The sequence below is a fragment of the Janthinobacterium sp. GW821-FHT03A03 genome, assembly GCF_059421435.1.
The window spans coordinates 46,609-65,040 of the sequence record NZ_JBWKUZ010000027.1 but is presented as its reverse complement, the minus strand read 5'-3'; the positions used below and the strand labels follow the sequence as shown (position 1 = coordinate 65,040).

Sequence of the window (18,432 nt, the reverse complement as noted above, 5' to 3'; positions counted from 1 at the left end):
CTGCGTCGAAACCCTTGTTCCATCGGACACTCCTTCTCTGTAACGAAAAAGTGTCAACTTATTCCAGGACGGGTCACCGCATAAAAAAAGGGCAGCCTGCGCAGGCTGCCCTTTTTTATTGCTGCTCAGCAAACTAGTGGCCCAGGCGTTCCAATTTGGCGATCCCCAGGTCCAGCACCTTCATGCCGTGCTGGCCGAAGTTGATCTGCGCGCGCGCATTGCCGCCGCCGCCTTCGATATTGACGATCACGCCTTCACCGAACTTGGCGTGCGCGACCGATTCGCCGATGCGCCAGCCGCCGCCCGTGGCTTTTTGCGCGATCTTTTGCGCAATCGCATTGTCCGAGCCGAGACTGGCCACGCGCGGCGCCTCGTCCCAGGCCGACTTGCGGTTGCCGAACCAGTTCGCCTGCACCTTCGGCGACAGCCATTTCAGCGACTCTTCCGGCAATTCGTCGAAAAAGCGCGACTTCATGTTGTAGCGCGTCTGGCCGTGCAGCATGCGCGTCTGCGAAAAGCTCATGTACAGCCGCTTGCGCGCGCGCGTGATGGCCACGTACATCAGCCGGCGTTCCTCTTCCACGCCATTGTCTTCCTTCGAGCTGCTTTCGTGCGGGAACAGGCCCTCTTCCAGGCCCGTAATGAAGACGTTGTCGAATTCCAGGCCCTTGGCCGAGTGCACCGTCATCATCTGCAGCGCATCCTGGCCCGCCTGCGCCTGGTTGTCGCCCGCTTCCAGCGACGCGTGCGATAAAAACGCGGACAGCGGCGACATCACGGCCGGCAGCGGCGCGTCCGCGTCGAGTATCTCGATGCCGTCCTGGTTGACGACGGGCGCGCCCGACTGCGCCTGGGCGGCTGGGCCCAGGTGGGCCGGTGCGCCCTGTCCAAAACCTTCCTCGGAAATGAACTGGCTGGCCGCGCTGACCATCTGCTCCAGGTTTTCGATGCGGTCGGCGCCTTCCTTTTCATTCTGATAATGCTGGAGCAAGGTACTCGCTTCCAGCACGACTCTGACCATTTCCGGCAGGGACAATTGCTGCGTTTCAAAACGCACGCCTTCGACCAGTTTCACGAAGCCGGCCAGCACGCTGCCCGCCTTGCCCGCCACGTAGGGCACGGCCGCGTACAGCGAGATGCCGTACTGCTCGGAGGCGGCCTGCAGCTGCTCGATCGAACGCATGCCGATGCCGCGCGTGGGGAAGTTGACCACGCGCAAGAAAGCGGAGTCATTGTGCGGATTGTCCATCAATTGCAAATAGGCAATTGCGTGCTTGACCTCGGCGCGCTGGAAGTAGCGCTGGCCGCCATACACGTGGTACGGAATCGCGGCCGAGAACAGCGCGTGTTCGATCACGCGCGACTGCGCGTTCGAGCGGTACAGAATCGCGATTTCGCTGCGCGAGGCGCCGTCGGCGATCAGGCTTTTCGCCTCGTCGATGATCCACTGCGCTTCCTGCAGGTCGGAACTGGCTTCGTACACGCGCACCTGCTCGCCATGGCCCGCGTCCGTGCGCAAATTCTTGCCCAGGCGCTTGCTATTGTTCGCGATCAACACGTTGGCGCTGTCGAGGATGTGGCCGTGCGAGCGGTAGTTCTGCTCCAGCTTGATCAAGTTCTTGACCTGGAACTCGTGCTCGAAGGCGCTCATATTGCCCACGTTGGCGCCGCGGAAGGCATAGATGCTCTGGTCATCGTCGCCGACGGCAAACAGGGCGCCGCCATCGCGGCTGCCGTGGCCGGCCAGCAATTTCAACCAGTTGTATTGCAGGTTGTTCGTATCCTGGAACTCGTCCACCAAAATGTGGCGGAAACGGGCCTGGTAATGCTCGCGCAGGGGCTGGTTGCGGCTCAGCAACTCGTACGTGCGCAGCAGCAATTCGGCAAAATCGACGACGCCTTCGCGCTGGCACTGGTCGTCGTACAGCTGGTACAGCTCGACCATCTTGCGCTCGTGCGCGTCGTACGCTTCCACGTCCGTGGCGCGCAAGCCCTGGTCCTTGGCGTTGTTGATGAAATACATCACCGTCTTCGGCGGGAATTTCTCATCATCAATATTGTTCGCCTTCAACAAGCGCTTGATCACGGACAACTGATCCTGGGAATCGAGGATCTGGAAGGTCTGCGGCAAGGCCGCGTCGCGGTAATGCGTGCGCAGCAAGCGGTTGCACAGGCCGTGGAAGGTACCGATCCACATGCCGCGCGTATTGATCGGCAGCATGGCCGACAGGCGCGTGAGCATTTCCTTGGCGGCTTTATTGGTAAACGTCACGGCCAGGATGCCGGGCGGCGATACCTGCTGGGTCTGGATCAGCCACGCGATGCGGGTGGTCAGCACGCGGGTCTTGCCCGAACCGGCGCCGGCCAGGATCAGCGCATGCTGGGCCGGCAGGGTGACGGCAGCCAATTGTTCGGGATTGAGGTTGTGAAGAAGATTTTGCATCCCGTGATTATACCGGCATGGCTAAAAATACTGTGCATTTGTCCAGCGGTCGCGCCGGATTCGCCGCGTGCGCGCTACAATCGGCGTCCCGACACTGCGGCCTGTATCCCATGACACCACCCACCCACCTCGACGGCGCCCGCGTACTGGCCTGGGCCTGGTCCGACCTGCCCTTCGGCCACGTAGCCAGCGACACCGGCGCCGCCCCCATCGCCATCCATGGCCTGGCCGTGTGCCGCTACGACGGCGAGGCGCGCGTGTACCGTTTCAGCTGCGATGCGCAATGGGAAACGCTGCAGGATGAGGCATATGCGAGCGAAGACGAGGCCAGGGCGCAGCTGCCGGCGCAATACCGCGCCGTCGCCGCCGCGTGGCATGCGCCATGAGCCATGCGATACGCGCGGCCAGCGGCGCCGACCTGCCCCTGCTGGCCCAGGTCGAGCGCAGCGCCGCGGCCCTGTTTGCCCAGGCCGGGCCGGCGCTGGCGTGGCTGGCGCAAGGAGAAACCTTGCCATTGAGCACTTTGCAGGCGCTGCAGCAGCAGGGCGGCGTGTGGGTGGCCGCCGATGGATGCAATATGCCCGTGGGTTTCCTGGGCGCCGAGCTGCTGGACGGCCAGTTGTTCATCGTGGAATTGTCCGTCGCCCTGCCGCAGCAACGGCAGGGACTGGGCGCGCGCCTGCTCGATGCGGCCGCGGCCCATGCCCGGTCCCTGGGGTGCGCCTGGCTGACACTGAGCACCTACCGCCACCTGCCGTGGAACGGCCCCTACTATGCGCGCCACGGTTTCAGCGAAATCGACGCCGCGGCGCTGGGCGCGGGACATGCGCGCAAGCTGGCGCGCGAAGCGCAGGACGGGCATGAGCCGGCGCTGCGCTGCCTGATGCGCATGCCGCTGGCGCGCTGATGCGGCACAACACTCAGCGCACCAGTCTTGCCTTGCCCTCGCTGAGGGCCTGGGCGATCACCTGGCGCGTGGCTTTGTCGGCCGCCTTGGTGGCCTTTTCCTGCTGGCGTCCCAGCGCTTCCATCTGCTTGCCCAGGGTTTCCATCGGCTTGCCCCGCTGATCCATCTGGCGCGACAACGCATCCACCTTGTCCGCCTCGCGTTCTTGCGCGGCGGCAATGCGGTCGTTGACCTCTTCCGTCGCGTCCTGCGCATCTTCCATTTGCTGCTGCAGGCGTTCCACCTCGCGTCCGGCCGCGCGGCGCGCCGTCTCCGTGGTCGCCTGCGCCTGGCGGCGTGCCGCCTCGCCCATCTTGCGGCCCAGTTCCTGCTGCTGGCGGCCCAGTGCCTGCAGTTGCGCCACATCGCGCGCGCCGACGTTCGCCTGCGCCGCGCCATGCGCGCCCATCTTGCTGCCCAGTTCGCCCATCGCCTTGCCGTGTTCGCTTATCTGCTTGCCCAGGCCGCTCATCTGAAAACCCAGATCCTGCGACGGCTTCCAGGCCTCGCGCACGCGGGCCAGCAGCGCGGCATCCTGCGTCACATAGCCCTTGCCCTGGTCGCGGAACCACAGGAATTGCCCCTTGAGCGAGCGCTGCAGCTGCTTGATCTGCTGGCCGTCGACATCGGTGCCGGCCATGGTGACGCTGTCCTCGCTGCTGTCGACGAGCGCATAGCCATCGCCGCTGCCCATGGAAATATTGATGTGCTTGCTGGGCGGCGCGGGCGGGGCCGGCGGCGCGGGCGGCTGCGGCGGCTGCACGGCCAGCACGCTGCCGCCAAGCAAGATACCGGCCAGGCTGAGGATCAAACGGTGGGAAGTGGACATGGCTGCCTCGTCGCAAAAGTAGGGGAGCGTTGACTGTAGCGGCAACCGAACCTGTCCTCCAGCGCGGTGCGACAGGCGGCAAAAAGACCCGCCTGGGCGGCAGATAAACGCGATGGATGGCAAAGCGGCAAGCAAAAAAAACGGAGGCCTAAGCCTCCGCAAAAACGCCGTGGTACGGCGTATGCCTATCAGTACAGCACGACGGAGCGGATCGATTCACCGCTCTTCATCAAGTCGAAACCCTGGTTGATATCTTCCAGTTTCAAACGATGCGTAATCAAATCGTCAATATTGAGCTTGCCTTCCATATACCAGTCGACAATCTTCGGCACATCCGTGCGGCCGCGCGCGCCGCCGAAGGCGGAACCCTTCCACACGCGTCCCGTCACGAGCTGGAATGGACGCGTGGAAATTTCCTGGCCGGCCGCCGCCACGCCGATGATGATGGACTGGCCCCAGCCCTTGTGGCAGCACTCGAGCGACTGGCGCATGGTGGTGGTGTTGCCTATGCATTCAAACGAATAATCGGCGCCGCCGTCCGTCAGCTGCACGATGGTATCAACAACGTTTTCCACTTCATTGGCGTTGACAAAATGCGTCATGCCGAACTTGCGCGCGATGGCCTGGCGCGCCGGGTTGATGTCGACGCCGATGATTTTATCGGCGCCGACCATCTTCGCCGCCTGGATCACGTTCAGGCCGATGCCGCCCAGGCCGAACACGACCACGTTGGCTCCCGCCTCGACCTTGGCCGTGAACAGCACGGCGCCCACGCCCGTCGTCACGCCGCAGCCGATGTAGCAGACCTTGTCGAACGGTGCGTCTGCGCGGATCTTTGCCAGCGCGATTTCCGGCACGACGATGTAATTGGAAAAGGTGGACGTGCCCATGTAGTGGAAGATGGGCTTGCCGTCGATGGAAAAGCGCGAGGTGGCGTCCGGCATCAGGCCGCGGCCCTGGGTCGAGCGGATCGACTGGCACAGGTTCGTCTTTTGCGACAGGCAGAATTTGCACTGGCGGCATTCCGGCGTGTACAGGGGAATGACGTGGTCATCCTTTTTCAGGCTTTTCACGCCCGGCCCCACATCGACGACGATGCCGGCGCCTTCATGGCCGAGGATGGACGGGAAGATGCCTTCGGGATCGGCGCCGGACAGGGTGTAGTAATCGGTGTGGCAAATGCCCGTGGCCTTGATCTCGACCAGTACCTCGCCCTCGCGCGGGCCGGCCAGGTCGACTTCTTCGATGGTCAGCGGGGCGCCCGCCTTCCAGGCAATCGCTGCTTTGGTTTTCATGTGTGTCCTGTGTATGGTTGAACCAGGCGCGCCAGCGCGCCGTATCATCACATCATAACAAGGCAGGCGCCGACGTGCCACGCCGGCGCCGGTGCAACGCTTACTTGAAACACTTACTTGGTTTTCGCCCGGTTCAAAAACGCGCCGTGCAGGCCGTTCAGGGTTTCCTCGGCCAGCAGCAGCTGGCTGGCGATTTCATTGATCTTGCGGCGGCTGGAACGGGCGTGGTCGCGCAGCACTTCGAACGCCGTGTTACGGTCCGTCTGGAACTTGCCCATCAGCAAGCCAACGGCCAGACTCGTTTCGCGCCCGGCGGCCAGGGCCGCGTTCAGGTTCAGCTCGGTACGCCGCAGCTGGCGGATCTCGTCGGCACGGGCCAGGCCCGCTTCGAAGGCAGGCATCAAGCGGCCTTCATCGACGGGTTTGACCACGTAGCCGACGGCGCCATAGGCGGCCGCCTGCTTGCCCGATTCGCTGTCGCCGCTGCCGGACAGGAACATGAAGGGCACGCCCGTCTCGCCATGCAGACGCTTGGCCAGTTCCAGGCCGGACATGCCGGGCATGTGGATGTCGAGCAAGGCCAGGTCCGGCTCGCGCTGGGCGACCAGCTGCAGCGCCACTTCGGCCGAATTGGCCAGGGCCGTCTCGTAGCCGGCATGGCGCAGGACTTCGCCGAGGAATTCCAACAGGAGCTGGTCATCGTCAACGATCAGGATAAGGCGTTTCGCGGCGGCTGGCTGACTCATGGGTGGGGAACCTCGATAATGAATGATGTTCTTATTATATGCCGATTATTGCCCCAAATCAGCCTTGCGCCCCCATGCTCATGCAGCAAATAACTGATTGAATTGCTGCACCGCAATATCCACATCGTCCGCCTGGTATGCATCGTTAAAGACGCTGCTGATGGCCGCCACCATGTCGGCGCCGCGCGCCACCAGCGGTGCCGCGTTCTCCGGCGTCATGCCGCCGATGACCACGCACGGCAAGGCGATCTCGCGTTTCGCCTGCAGCACGATGTCCAGGGGCGTGGTCACCGGATACTTTTTCACCAGCGAAGGATAAAAGCCGCCGAAAGCCACATAGCTGGCGCCGCCGGCCTCGGCCGTCCTGGCCAGCGCCATGTCGCCATAACAGGATGCACCGACGATCTTGTCCTTGCCCAGCCTGGCGCGCACCTGCGCGACGGACGCATCCGTGCCGCCCACGTGCACGCCGTCCGCGTCGAGCTCTTCGCACAGCTCAAGAAAATCGTTGATGATGAACGGTACGCCAAACTTGCGGGCCAGGGCCAGCAGGGCGCCCGCCTGCTCGCGCCGCTGCTGCGCGTCGGCGCTCTTGTGACGGTATTGCAGCAGGGCCACGCCGCCGTGCAAGGCCTGCTCCGTGATGTCGAGCAGGCGGTCGGTGTCGTCCCAGTTCGGGGTAACCAGATACAGTCCACGCATGATGTTTTCCTTATTGAATGAATCGTTGCGGCATGAGTTGACCGGGCGCAATCGCATACGCATCGGACAAGGCCGCATGGCAATAGCTTTGCGCCAGGTCAAGCGCTTCCGCCAGCGTATGTCCCAAGGCCAGCCGCGCCGCGATGGCGGAGGCCAAAGTACAGCCGCTGCCGTGAAATGCGCCGGGCAAACGGGGCCAGCGCCACTCGCGCTCGCCGCCGACGCTATCGAAGCAGCGGTTGACAACCATCTCCCCCGCGCCATGGCCGCCCGTCACCAGCACGTGCCGGCAACCTTGCGCAAGCAAGCGGCTTGCGCCACCGAGGGCTTGCGCTTCCGGCCCGTTCGGCACGATCACGCTCGTCACCGGCAGCAAGGGCGCCAGCGCCAGCACGGCGTCGTCACGGCTGAGCACGTCGCCATGGCCGCTGGCCAGCACGGGATCGAGCACGACGGGCAAGTCCGGCCGGGTTTGCCGCAATTGCCCGACCAGCTGCGCGATGACGGCCGCGTTCGCGGCGCTGCCGGGAATGCCGATTTTCACGACGTGAATCGCCATCTTGTCGATCAGCGCCTGCGCCTGCCGGCGCAGCAGCTCCGGCGCCACCGGCTGCACGCCAAAGACCCTGTCGTTGTCCTGCACCGTCAGCGCCGTCACGACGGGCAGCGCATGCGCGCCCTGCGCCGCAATGGCGACAATATCGGCGGCGATGCCGGCGCCGCCCGACGGGTCGACGCCGGCAAACACCAGCACCGTCGGCAACGTTGGCACCATCACGCCAGGCGGCCCGCCATCGGCGACGATGGCGACGCGGCGAATTTACGCGGCATGCGCCCCGCCAGAAACGCTTCGCGCCCGGCCCGCACGGCCAGCTTCATGGCACGCGCCATGCGCACGGGGTCGCCCGCGCCGGCGATGGCCGTGTTCATCAGCACGCCATCGCAGCCGAGTTCCATGGCGATGGCCGCATCCGACGCCGTGCCCACGCCCGCGTCCACCAGCACGGGCACTTTCGCCTGGTCGATGATCAAGGACAAGTTCCACGGATTCAGGATGCCCATGCCCGAGCCGATCAGGGAGGCCAGCGGCATGACGGCCACGCAGCCGATGTCTTCCAGTATCTTCGCCTGGATGGGGTCATCGCTGCAGTAGACCATCACGTCAAAACCATCCTTGACCAGCGCTTCGGCCGCGATCAGGGTTTCCGGCATGTGCGGAAACAGGGTCTTTTCATCGCCCAGCACCTCCAGTTTCACCAGGTTGCGCCCGCCCAGCAGTTCGCGCGCCAGCTGCAGGGTGTAGACGGCGTCTTTCGCGTTGTAGCAGCCGGCCGTGTTCGGGAGTATCGTGTACTGGTCCGGCGGCACGAAGTCCAGCAGGCTGGGCGCGTTCGGGTCTTGCCCGATATTCACGCGCCGTATCGCCACCGTGATGATCTGCGCCTCGGCCGCGTCCGTCGCTTCGCGCGTCTGCGGCAAGTCCTTGTACTTGCCGCTGCCCACCAGCAAGCGCGATTGATATTGCTTGCCTGCGATGGTCAGCAGGTCGTCCTGTGTTGCGGTATTCATGTGCTTTTCCTTGTCTATTCTCAACTCAGCCGCCGCCGATGGCGCGTACGATCTCTACCTGGTCTTGCACCTGCAAGACCTGTCCTGGCCACGCCTTGCGCGGCACGACGTTGCGGTTGACGGCCAGCGCCAGCGCCTGGTTTTCCAGCGACAGCGCGGCGATCAGTTGATCGAGGGTTTGCCCCGGCGGCACCTGGTGCGGCGCGCCGTTGAGCGTGATGGATATCAATGCAGGCATCACGCTCTCCTTCAGACCTTGCGGTACAGCTCGGCGCCGTTCTTGATGAACTCGATGGCCTTGATTTCCATGCCCTGCTGGAGCGCCTTGTCTTCCGCGATACCCATGCCGGCCGCGTATTCGCGCACTTCCTGCGTGATCTTCATCGAGCAAAAATGGGGGCCGCACATGGAGCAGAAATGCGCCACCTTGGCCGAATCCTTGGGCAGGGTTTCATCGTGGAATTCGCGCGCCTTGTCCGGGTCCAGGCCGATGTTGAACTGGTCGTCCCAGCGGAATTCGAAGCGGGCTTTCGACAGCGCATTGTCGCGGATCTGCGCGCCCGGATGGCCTTTCGCCAGGTCGGCCGCATGCGCCGCGATCTTGTACGTGATGATGCCGTCCTTGACGTCCGCCTTGTTGGGCAAGCCCAGGTGTTCCTTCGGCGTCACGTAGCACAGCATGGCCGTGCCGTACCAGCCTATCATGGCCGCGCCGATGCCCGAGGTGATGTGGTCGTAGCCGGGCGCGATATCGGTGGTCAATGGTCCCAGGGTGTAGAACGGCGCTTCGCCGCACTGCTCCAGCTGCAAGTCCATGTTTTCTTTAATGAGTTGCATGGGCACGTGGCCCGGGCCTTCGATCATCACCTGTACATCGTGCTTCCAGGCAACCTGTGTCAGCTCGCCCAGGGTTTTCAGTTCGCCCAGCTGCGCTTCGTCGTTGGCGTCATAGATGGAGCCGGGGCGCAAGCCGTCGCCCAGCGAGAACGATACGTCATACGCCTTCATGATTTCGCAGATTTCTTCGAAATGCGTGTACAGGAACGATTCCTGGTGGTGCGCCAGACACCATTTCGCCATGATGGAGCCGCCGCGTGAGACGATGCCCGTCAGGCGCTTGGCCGTCATCGGCACGTAGCGCAGCAGCACGCCCGCGTGGATGGTGAAGTAGTCGACGCCCTGCTCGGCCTGCTCGATGAGGGTGTCGCGGAAGATTTCCCAAGTCAGATCTTCGGCCTTGCCGTTGACCTTTTCCAGCGCCTGGTAAATCGGCACGGTGCCGATGGGCACGGGGCTGTTGCGCACGATCCATTCGCGCGTTTCGTGGATATGCTTGCCGGTGGACAAGTCCATCACGTTGTCGCCACCCCAGCGGATGGCCCAGGTCATCTTTTCCACTTCCTCGCCGATCGACGAAGTAACGGCGGAATTGCCAATGTTCGCGTTGATTTTCACGAGGAAATTACGGCCGATGATCATCGGTTCGACTTCCGGGTGGTTGATGTTGGCGGGAATGATGGCGCGGCCGCGGGCGATTTCCTCGCGCACGAATTCCGGCGTGATTTCCGCCGGGATGCTGGCACCGAACGACTGGCCCGGATGCTGGCGGCCCATCAGGTCGGCCAGGCGCTCGCCCATGGGCCCGGAAGCTTTCAGTTCACGCAGATATTCCTGGCGACGCATGTTTTCGCGGATGGCGACGAATTCCATTTCCGGCGTGATGATGCCCTGACGGGCGTAATGCATTTGCGTCACATTCTTGCCGGCAATGGCGCGGCGCGGCTTGCGGTGCAGATTGAAACGCAGCTCGGCCAGTTTCGGGTCCGCCAGGCGGGCGATGCCGTAGTCGGAGGTGGGGCCGGGCAGCTCTTCCGTGTCGGCCCGTTCCATGATCCACGGCAGGCGCGGCGTATCGAGGCCCGAGCGGATGTCGATCTGCACGTCCGGGTCCGTGTACGGGCCGGAGGTGTCGTAGACGTAGATCGGCGGATTCTTTTCGCCGCCGAACGACGCTTCCGTGTCGGACTGGCTGATTTCGCGCATGGGCACGCGGATGTCGGGGCGGCTGCCCTGCACGTAGATCTTGCGCGAATTGGGCAGCGGCGCGATGGCGGCTTCGTCGACCGTGGCGGTGGCGGAGAGGAATTTCGGGTTGGCGTTCATTTTGGCTCCTTGGCTAGCTATTTTTAAGCCTGGAGCCAGCTAAGGAGGTTCGGCTGTGCGCACGCGGAAAGGCGGGGTGCGTTCATCCTAAAGCTTCCCTTCGCTGGCATTATCCAGATCAGGTTCGGAGGGTATTTCTCACCCGCGCTTGCACTGTGTTTCCACAGCGAAAGGCAGGACCCCTAGCGTTTGCCGCCTTGCGGCAGCGAGCCAATTATACGCGCTTCGCGCCGCGTGGCCAGATGATTTCTTGCCGGTGTCGTGTTTGCGCATCTGCTGCAATGCAGCAGACGGCGTCACGATTATTTCTTCTTGCCCCAGCGCCAGCTGGTCGGTTCGCCCTTGCGCTGACAGATGAAAATCAGCGCGGCCACGATGGCCACCTCATAGACGATGTAGCCCACCAGCATGGTTTGCGGCGGGAACAGGAAGGCGCCGCAGGCGAACAGGGCCAGCGCGGCCAGAAACACCAGCCAGCCCTGCCAGGTGATGGGCAAGCCCCAGCCCCAGCCATAGGTCTTGGCAGGGAACCAGTAGGAGGGAGATTTGTCAGTCATGATTTTTCCTGGTCAATATCAATAACACCAAGTATAAATCACGCTCCCCGCTGGCGCTCCGTGACATCGAGGCCGATGCCGCGGTAGCCGATGAAGCGGCTGCCATTGTCGAACATCGGTTCGCCGCTGACCTGCAGATACTGCGTGCTGCCGTCCAGGTTGGCGCGGCTGTAGATGAAATCGAGGAACGGTTCGCGCGCGGCGATCTTGGCGTCGAGCAAGGCGCGCTCGGCGGCGTTCCAGCGCTGCGGTTCTTCCTCGCTGCCGATGCCCAGCATTTCAGCCACGGGGCCGGAAAAGCGCGTCAGGTTGCCCTGCGCATCCTGTTCCCAGTACCAGTCGGACGACAGTTCCGTGAAGCGCTGGAAGCGCGCTTCGCTTTCGCGCAGCTCCGCCGTGCGCTCTTCCACCATCTGTTCCAGCGACTTGTTGTATTCGGCCAGCTTCTGGTACAGCAGGCGCACTTCCAGCATGTTGTGGATGCGCGTCTTGACTTCCACCAGGTCGAAGGGCTTGCTGACGAAATCCTTGGCGCCCGCCTGCAGGGCGCGCAGCTTGTGGCCGGGCTGGGCCGTGATCACCAGCACGGGCAGGTAGCTGCCCGCCTCAAGGTCGCGCAAGCCTTCCATGACTTCAAAACCATCCATTTCCGGCATCTGCAAGTCGAGCAGGATCAGGTCGTAGCGGTGCTGCTGGTGCAGCGCGCGCACGGCCTGCGGGTCCATGGTGGACGTGATGCGCGTGTAGCCGGCATTGCGCAGCACCTGTTCCAGCAGCATGACGTTCGCCTCCTGGTCATCGACGATGAGGATGCTGGCGTTCAGGATCTCGGTGGCTTGAAGCATGGCGGTATTCCTAAAATTGAGTGCTGAATTAGCGTATTGCGTGAGTGTCGTCGGCCAGGCCGTGCGCGGCTGCATGGTGCAGGGCCACGTCGAGCGCATCCATGAACTCGACAACCTTGATCGGCTTGGTCAGGTAGCGGAAGAAGCCCGCCTGCAAGCCTTTTTCAATGTCGCGCGGCACGGCGTTGGCCGACAGGGCCATGACGGGAATGTGGCTGGTGAGGGGATCATCATGCAGGATGTGCAGCGCGCCGTAGCCGCTGATGCCGGGCAGGTTGATATCCATCAAGATCACGTCCGGCTGGTAGGTGCGCGCCAGGTCGATGCCCAGGTGCGCATCGATGGCCGTCAGCAGTTTCAAGTCGCTGCGGCGGGCGATCAATTGCTCGACCAGCGCCAGGTTGGCGGGATTGTCTTCCACGTACAGCAAGGTGCGCAGGCTTTCCTGCGGTTCCTGCACCTGCGGCAGCGCGTCGCCGTCGCCCAGCACCAGTTCCGGCGCGCTGCTGGCGGCCAGCTCGAACCAGAACGTGGTGCCCACGCCGACGGCGCTGTCGACGCCGATGGTGCCGCCCATCAATTCGACCAGTTGCTTGGTAACGACCAGGCCGATGCCCGTGCCCTCTTCCGTGCTGTTTTCCTGTCCCAGGCGGTTGAAGGGCTGGAACAGCTGTGCCACCTGGGCCGCGTCGAGGCCGGCGCCGCTGTCGCGCACACTCACGCGCACCTTGTCGCCATGCCCGCTGCATTCGACGGTGACGGCGCCGCCGCCCTGGTTGTACTTGATGGCGTTCGACAGCAGGTTGATCATCACCTGTTTCACGCGCGTGCGGTCCGCATGCACATAAAAGGCCTTGCCGCAGCGGGGGAAATGCATGCGGATGCCGCGCTTTTCCGCCTGCGGCGCAATCATGGCCTGGCAATCCTGCAGCACGTCGAGCAGCGACATCGCTTCCTGCGACAGGGTGACCTTGCCCGATTCGATCATGGCCAGGTCGAGGATTTCATTGATCAAACGCAAAAGATACCAGCCGCCCTTGAGGATTTGCTCGATCGAGCGCTGCTGCGGCGGGCTGGGCGGCGGCACGTCGGACGCCATCAGCTGGGCGAAACCCAGCACGGCGTTGAGCGGCGTGCGCAATTCATGGCTCATGCTCGACAGGAATTCGGACTTGGCGCGGTTGGCCTTTTCCGCCACCAGGCGCGCCTTCTTCAGCTCGGCATTATTGGTCTCGACCAGCGAGCGCGTGTAGGCCTGCTGTTCGCGCAGGCGCTGGTCCAGCAGCGCCTGTTCCGCCTCGACCTGCTTGCGCACCGTGTTGTCGGTGCCGATCAGCAAATAGCCGATGACCTTGCTCTGCGCGTCGCGCAGGGCCGTCACGGAGACGATGGCGGGAAAACGGCTGCCATCGTTGCGGATGTACGTCAGCTCATAGATGTCTTCGATGCCGCGCGTGGCCTTGAACACGAGCGCTTCCACGCCCGGCGTGATGGGCGTGTCGAGTTCGGCGCTGAGGGCGGCCGCGCGGGCGACGATTTCTTGCGCGTCGGAAATACCTGCCGGCGTCAGCTTGTCGACCACGTCGCTGGCCGCGTAGCCGAGCATGCGTTCGGCGCCCACGTTGAAAATCTGGATCACGCCCTGCGCATCGGTGGCGATGCACGAAAAATTGGCGCTGTTGAAAATCGCATCCTGCAGGGCGCCCGCCTTGAGCAGCTGGCGCGGCAGGCTGGCCGCCACCGTGCGCCGGTACAGCGCCACGAGCAGCATCAGCAGCAGGAAGACCAGTGCGTCGATGACGCAGGCCGTTTCCAACGGCGCGCGCCAGGCCAGCGCGCCGACGGCCAGCAGGGCGACGGCGCTGAACGCGAACGCCAACGCCATGGGCCAGCGCGACGGGGCGCGGTTAGGGTTATTTTCAACTGAGTGCATGGGCAGCCTGGGCGATGACAACAATATAGGGAAGGGAAATGCGGCGCCTAGCGGCCTTGGCGCTGGCGCACGTCCGACAGCAGGCGCGTGAATTCCTTCTTGACGACGCCATAGCATTCGCACACCTGGCCTTCGAGGCCGGCGCGGTCCTGCACGGTGATATGGCCGCGCCGGTAGCTGATGAGGCCGCGCTGCTGCAGGCGCCCCGCCGCTTCCGTCACGCCTTCGCGACGCACGCCCAGCATATTGGCGATCAGCTCCTGCGTCATGGTCAGCTCGCGGTTCGGCAGGCGGTCCATGGTCAGCAGCAGCCAGCGGCATAATTGTTGCTCCACAGTATGGTGGCGGTTGCACACGGCCGTCTGCGACATTTGCGTGATCAGCGCTTGCGTATAGCGCAGCAGCAAGCGCATGACGGGGCCGGCACGGTCGAATTCTTCCATCAGCAGATGGGCCTTCAGCCGGTAGCCGACGCCGCCCGTCTGCACGATGGCACGGCTCGGCGTCGAATTGCCGCCCATGAACAGCGACACGCCCACGATGCCCTCGTTGCCGACGCCGGCAATTTCCGACGAGCCGCCGTTTTCCAGCAGGTAGTGGATGGAAACGATGGCCGTGGTGGGGAAGTACACATGCTGCAGCTTGTCGCCCGAGTCGTAGATCACGTCGCCGAGCAGCATGGAGACTTGCTCCAGGTAGGGGGCCAGGCGCGCGAAATCGGCGTCGAGCATGGCGGCGAGCAAATGGTTTTGATTCGGGTTGTGCAGCTGGGCATGCGGACTCGACATGGGCAGGTTTCCTGGTTTCCAGTCGTCAGCTAGGGGGTAGATGAAAGGCGTCCGAACGAGGGTCGCCATGGTGTGCAGCGTAACACACTGCTTGCACGGTGGACCGACTATATTTCTTGCTGGCATGAATGTCCGTTCGGTAGCGAACGGACGCTGAATCGCCGCCCATCCTACAGTCGGTCACTGCCAGGGCTGCCCGATCATGGGTCGGCGCCGGCGCTGCTCACCGGACGCCATCATGCAATCATTCTTCAAGCGCATCTCCATTTCCGTCTCCACCTCGGCCCTGATCACCCTGGCGGTCGGGCTGTGCCTGACGGCGCTGTGCTACGCCTCGGCGCGGCAAATCGAAACGGAAACCGCCCGGCTGCTGCTGCAGGACCACGCCGGCAGCCATGCGCTGCGTGCTGCCATGCTGCCGGCCCACGGCCTGAGCCTGGACGCCAACCGCCGCGGCTCGCTGTACGTGTTGCTCGGTGGAATGTTATCGAGCCTGCTGGCCACGGCCTATGTGTACCAGCTGGTGTCGCGCAACTCCGTGATTGCCCGCATCACGGGCGAACGCACGGCAGCCTTGCAGTTCGCCAATTTGCGCCTGTCCGAGGATATCGCCGCGCGCATGCGCAATGAAAAGTCGCTGCGTTTGCGCGAACGCATCATCGAAGTGTCGGCCAATGCCATCATCCTGTGCAGCGCCGACGCGCCCGGCTACCTGATCGAATACGTCAATCCCGCCTTCGAGCGCATCACCGGCTATGCGGCCGGCGAAGTCATCGGCCAGCGCCTGGAAGACTTGCAGGGGCCGGAACATGTGCGCCAGGACATGCACGCCATTACCGCGGCCCTGCGCGAACAGCGCGAAGGCAAGGCCATCGTGCGCAATTTCCGCAAGGATGGCAGCACGTACTGGAGCGAGCTGTTCGTCGCGCCCGTGCGCGACGATGGCGATGGCGCCGTCAGCCACTTTGTCGTAGCGCAATACGACATCAGCACCGTCATGCGCTTCGAGCAGGAACTGGAATTCCAGTCGCGCCACGATATCCTCACGGGCCTGGCCAACCGTCTATTGCTGCGCGAGCGGCTGGAACAGGCGATGGCCGTGGCGCGCCGCAGCACCCTGCCCCTGTGGGTGGTGTTCATCGACCTCGACCGCTTTAAATTCGTCAACGACACCCTGGGCCACGACGCGGGCGATACCCTGCTGAAACTGATCGCCGACCGCCTGCGCGCCGCCACGCGCGAAGTCGATACGGTGGCGCGCCTGGGCGGCGACGAATTCGTCCTGCTGCTGCCGCAACATGCCAACAGCGACCCGGGCCAGCTCATCCTGCAGCGCGTGCTGGACGCCGTGGCGCAGCCGCTGCTGGTGGGCGGCCATGAATTCTTTCTCACGTGCAGCATGGGCGTGGCCACCTATCCGCTGGACGGCGACAGCGCGGAAACCCTGATCAAGCATGCCGACATCGCCATGTACCGCGCCAAGGAACAGGGCCGCAACCACTGGCAAAGCTACGCGCCGGCCATGAATGCCAGCATGCTGGCCCGGCTGAACCTGGAAAGCGAGTTGCGCCATGCGCTCGAGCGTGGCCAGTTCCACCTCGTGTACCAGCCGCAGGTGGAACTCGACAGCGGCAAGATCGTCGGCATGGAAGCGCTGCTGCGCTGGCGCCACCCCACCCTGGGCGCCATTGCGCCCGGTGAATTCATCCACCTGGCCGAGGAAATGGGCTTGATCGTGCCCATCGGCGCCTGGGTGCTGCACACGGCGTGCGCGCAAGCGCGGGCGTGGCAACGGGAGGGACTGGGCGGCTTGCGCCTGGCCGTCAATTTGTCTGCGCGGCAATTCCGGCAAAGCAGCTTGCTGCAATCGGTGCGGGAAATATTGGCCGTGACAGGCCTGGAAGCGCGTTTCCTGGAGCTGGAGTTGACGGAAAGCATGATGATGCAGGACGTGGAACAGGCGATCGCCACCATGGGCAAGCTCAAGGCATTGGGCTTGCTGCTGTCGATCGACGACTTCGGCACCGGCTATTCCAGCCTGGCGCACCTGCGCCGCTTCCCCATCGACGTATTAAAAATCGACAAATCCTTCGTCTGCGACCTCACGCACAGCGACGACGACGCGGCCATCGTGCAAGCCGTCATCGCGCTGGCGCACAGCCTGCGCCTGAAAGTGATTGCCGAAGGCGTGGAAACGGCACAGCAACTGGCCTTCCTGCGCCGGCACGGCTGCGACCAGATGCAGGGCTATCTGTTCAGCCGTCCGCTGGCCGCGCCCGCCTTCGAACAATTACTACGCCAGGGCAGCACCTTGCCTGCCCTGGCGATGGTTTGACCAGGCGTTAAAACGCGTGGCGCAAGCCGATGTTCAGCGCGCGGTTGCCCGTGCCCACTTCCGTGGCGTTGCCCACCATGTAGGCGGCGTCGTTGCGGTTGCGGATATGCGCGTAGGCAGCATATACCTTGCTGCGCTTGGACAAGGCATACGTGGCGCCGATGGCCAGCTGCTGCGCGTCGCGGTTGGCCGCGTTGCGGTCATCCTTGCGCACATACGAGGCCAGCAAGGTCGTTGCGCCCAGCGGCACGGACACGCCGACGATGGCGTCGCGGCTGTCGGTCGAAGCGGCGGGCGCCTGCGCCGCGCCATACGGGTTTTCCGCGAAGAACATCGAGCTGCCCTCGCCCGTGTTACGGCCATAGCCGGCGAACGCCGTGGCCACGCCGAAGTTGTAATTACCGGCCAGAATGGTGTTGTTCGCGTCAGCCTTGCCCGGCTCGCCGGCACGGCTCTGGCGCGCCAGGCGCAGGGTCAAAGGACCGTTGACATAGCCCAGGGCCAGGCCCAGCGAACGTTGATCTGCCGCAATACCCGTGTGTTCGCCAAAGCCGTACATGACGGTGGCCGTCACGCCGCGCAGCTCGGGCGAGGTGTAGCGCACGGTATTGTCGATGCGCGTGGCCGAAAAGCCGGCCAGGTTGGTCGCCGCGCCGGCAAAGCCGCCTTCGAAGGGGTCGGCCACGTCCGTCAGCGCCTGGCTTTGCAGGTTGTACTGGCGGCCCACGGTCAGCATGCCCAGCGGGCTGTCGATGCCGACAAAGGCCTGGCGGCCGAACAGCTGGCCCGCCTGGTCGGAGCGGCCCGTGTCGCCCTGCACGCCCGCTTCCAGGGTGAACACGGCTTGCCAGCCATTGCCCAGCGCTTCCGTGCCGCGCAAGCCCAGGCGCGAACCGGCCGAGATGCCGCTGGTGAGCTTGCTGACGCCGCCTTCCTGCACCAGGCCCGCATCCATCAAACCATACATGGTGACGGAAGACGGATCGACGGACGACTGGGCTTGGGCGGCAGGCAAGGCGCCCACGGTGGTGGCAAGAGCGGCAACGATGGCGATTTTTTTCATGCTGATTTCCTTGTAAAAGCGACACCAGGAAAGCGGCGGCCACGGCAAGGCCACAGGCGGCAAGGCGCCATGCGGGGGATGCCGTATCAAAAGACGACGCGCCGGACAACAGATCCTGGCTAAGCTGTGGCGGCAGCGGCGTGCAATGACGAGCCGCTTTGATTCCGCCGTGAATGGTGCACCGCTGGCGGTGCGCGTGGCTCAGGCGCCCGGCCCGA

17 protein-coding genes and 1 riboswitch are annotated in these 18,432 nt (G+C 63.9%); of the genes, 3 read left to right on the top strand and 14 right to left on the bottom strand.

Annotated elements, in window-relative coordinates; translation table 11 throughout:
* Positions 1 to 133 precede the first annotated feature (133 nt).
* Positions 134 to 2,443, bottom strand: a complete 2,310-nt coding sequence (locus AC07VI_RS27430; RefSeq protein WP_492992493.1) for a UvrD-helicase domain-containing protein — start codon at positions 2,441 to 2,443, stop codon at positions 134 to 136.
* 110 nt (positions 2,444 to 2,553) lie between these two features.
* Here AC07VI_RS27430 and AC07VI_RS27425 point away from each other — a divergent pair, with 110 nt between their 5' ends.
* Entirely contained in the window at positions 2,554 to 2,829 is a 276-nt protein-coding gene (locus AC07VI_RS27425) for a hypothetical protein (protein WP_086144889.1), read from the top strand.
* Positions 2,826 to 3,350, top strand: coding sequence for a GNAT family N-acetyltransferase (locus AC07VI_RS27420; protein ID WP_099375336.1), 525 nt, complete (start codon positions 2,826 to 2,828; stop codon positions 3,348 to 3,350). Before AC07VI_RS27425 ends, AC07VI_RS27420 begins: the two co-directional genes overlap by 4 nt.
* A 13-nt stretch (positions 3,351 to 3,363) precedes the next feature.
* Here the strand turns inward: AC07VI_RS27420 and AC07VI_RS27415 are convergent, their stop codons facing one another.
* The 12 genes from AC07VI_RS27415 to AC07VI_RS27360 all read right to left on the bottom strand — a co-directional run bounded on the left by AC07VI_RS27415 (position 3,364) and on the right by AC07VI_RS27360 (position 14,816).
* Entirely contained in the window at positions 3,364 to 4,218 is an 855-nt protein-coding gene (locus AC07VI_RS27415; protein WP_492992490.1) for a hypothetical protein, read from the bottom strand.
* 188 nt (positions 4,219 to 4,406) lie between these two features.
* Positions 4,407 to 5,513 (bottom strand): S-(hydroxymethyl)glutathione dehydrogenase/class III alcohol dehydrogenase, encoded by a 1,107-nt coding sequence (locus AC07VI_RS27410; RefSeq protein ID WP_086144892.1) that lies wholly within the window; start codon positions 5,511 to 5,513, stop codon positions 4,407 to 4,409.
* Positions 5,514 to 5,626: 113 nt separating this feature from the next.
* Positions 5,627 to 6,259 (bottom strand): ANTAR domain-containing response regulator, encoded by a 633-nt coding sequence (locus tag AC07VI_RS27405; protein ID WP_070222669.1) that lies wholly within the window; start codon positions 6,257 to 6,259, stop codon positions 5,627 to 5,629.
* A gap of 78 nt (positions 6,260 to 6,337) precedes the next feature.
* Positions 6,338 to 6,961 carry a thiamine phosphate synthase gene (gene thiE / locus AC07VI_RS27400; protein WP_099375338.1) on the bottom strand — a complete coding sequence of 208 codons (624 nt, stop codon included), beginning with the start codon at positions 6,959 to 6,961 and terminating at the stop codon, positions 6,338 to 6,340.
* A 10-nt stretch (positions 6,962 to 6,971) separates the two neighbouring features.
* Positions 6,972 to 7,736, bottom strand: a complete 765-nt coding sequence (gene thiD, locus AC07VI_RS27395) for a bifunctional hydroxymethylpyrimidine kinase/phosphomethylpyrimidine kinase (RefSeq protein WP_492996252.1) — start codon at positions 7,734 to 7,736, stop codon at positions 6,972 to 6,974.
* The gene (locus tag AC07VI_RS27390; protein WP_086144895.1) at positions 7,736 to 8,530 is read right to left on the bottom strand and encodes a thiazole synthase; all 795 of its coding nucleotides are present in this window, start codon (positions 8,528 to 8,530) and stop codon (positions 7,736 to 7,738) included. Before AC07VI_RS27390 ends, thiD begins: the two co-directional genes overlap by 1 nt.
* 25 nt (positions 8,531 to 8,555) lie before the next feature.
* Positions 8,556 to 8,759 (bottom strand): sulfur carrier protein ThiS, encoded by a 204-nt coding sequence (gene thiS / locus AC07VI_RS27385; RefSeq protein ID WP_071079564.1) that lies wholly within the window; start codon positions 8,757 to 8,759, stop codon positions 8,556 to 8,558.
* Between the two features lie 20 nt (positions 8,760 to 8,779).
* Positions 8,780 to 10,693: a phosphomethylpyrimidine synthase ThiC gene (gene thiC / locus AC07VI_RS27380; protein ID WP_086144896.1), complete on the bottom strand. Its 1,914-nt coding sequence runs from the start codon at positions 10,691 to 10,693 to the stop codon at positions 8,780 to 8,782.
* Positions 10,694 to 10,771: 78 nt separating this feature from the next.
* Positions 10,772 to 10,887, bottom strand: a riboswitch (TPP riboswitch).
* Between the two features lie 108 nt (positions 10,888 to 10,995).
* A complete protein-coding gene (locus AC07VI_RS27375) occupies positions 10,996 to 11,250 on the bottom strand; it encodes a hypothetical protein (protein WP_086144897.1) in 255 nt (84 codons plus the stop codon).
* 38 nt (positions 11,251 to 11,288) lie between these two features.
* Positions 11,289 to 12,095 (bottom strand): response regulator, encoded by an 807-nt coding sequence (locus tag AC07VI_RS27370; protein ID WP_099375340.1) that lies wholly within the window; start codon positions 12,093 to 12,095, stop codon positions 11,289 to 11,291.
* Between the two features lie 28 nt (positions 12,096 to 12,123).
* The gene (locus AC07VI_RS27365) at positions 12,124 to 14,028 is read right to left on the bottom strand and encodes a hybrid sensor histidine kinase/response regulator (RefSeq protein ID WP_226936256.1); all 1,905 of its coding nucleotides are present in this window, start codon (positions 14,026 to 14,028) and stop codon (positions 12,124 to 12,126) included.
* 47 nt (positions 14,029 to 14,075) lie between these two features.
* Positions 14,076 to 14,816 carry a Crp/Fnr family transcriptional regulator gene (locus AC07VI_RS27360; RefSeq protein ID WP_492992485.1) on the bottom strand — a complete coding sequence of 247 codons (741 nt, stop codon included), beginning with the start codon at positions 14,814 to 14,816 and terminating at the stop codon, positions 14,076 to 14,078.
* A 238-nt stretch (positions 14,817 to 15,054) separates the two neighbouring features.
* Between AC07VI_RS27360 and AC07VI_RS27355 the strand changes: the two genes are divergently transcribed.
* The gene (locus tag AC07VI_RS27355) at positions 15,055 to 17,151 is read left to right on the top strand and encodes a putative bifunctional diguanylate cyclase/phosphodiesterase (RefSeq protein ID WP_226936258.1); all 2,097 of its coding nucleotides are present in this window, start codon (positions 15,055 to 15,057) and stop codon (positions 17,149 to 17,151) included.
* A 7-nt stretch (positions 17,152 to 17,158) separates the two neighbouring features.
* Here AC07VI_RS27355 and AC07VI_RS27350 read toward each other — a convergent pair whose 3' ends face one another.
* Positions 17,159 to 18,214: a porin gene (locus tag AC07VI_RS27350; protein ID WP_086144902.1), complete on the bottom strand. Its 1,056-nt coding sequence runs from the start codon at positions 18,212 to 18,214 to the stop codon at positions 17,159 to 17,161.
* Positions 18,215 to 18,432: the final 218 nt, after the last annotated feature.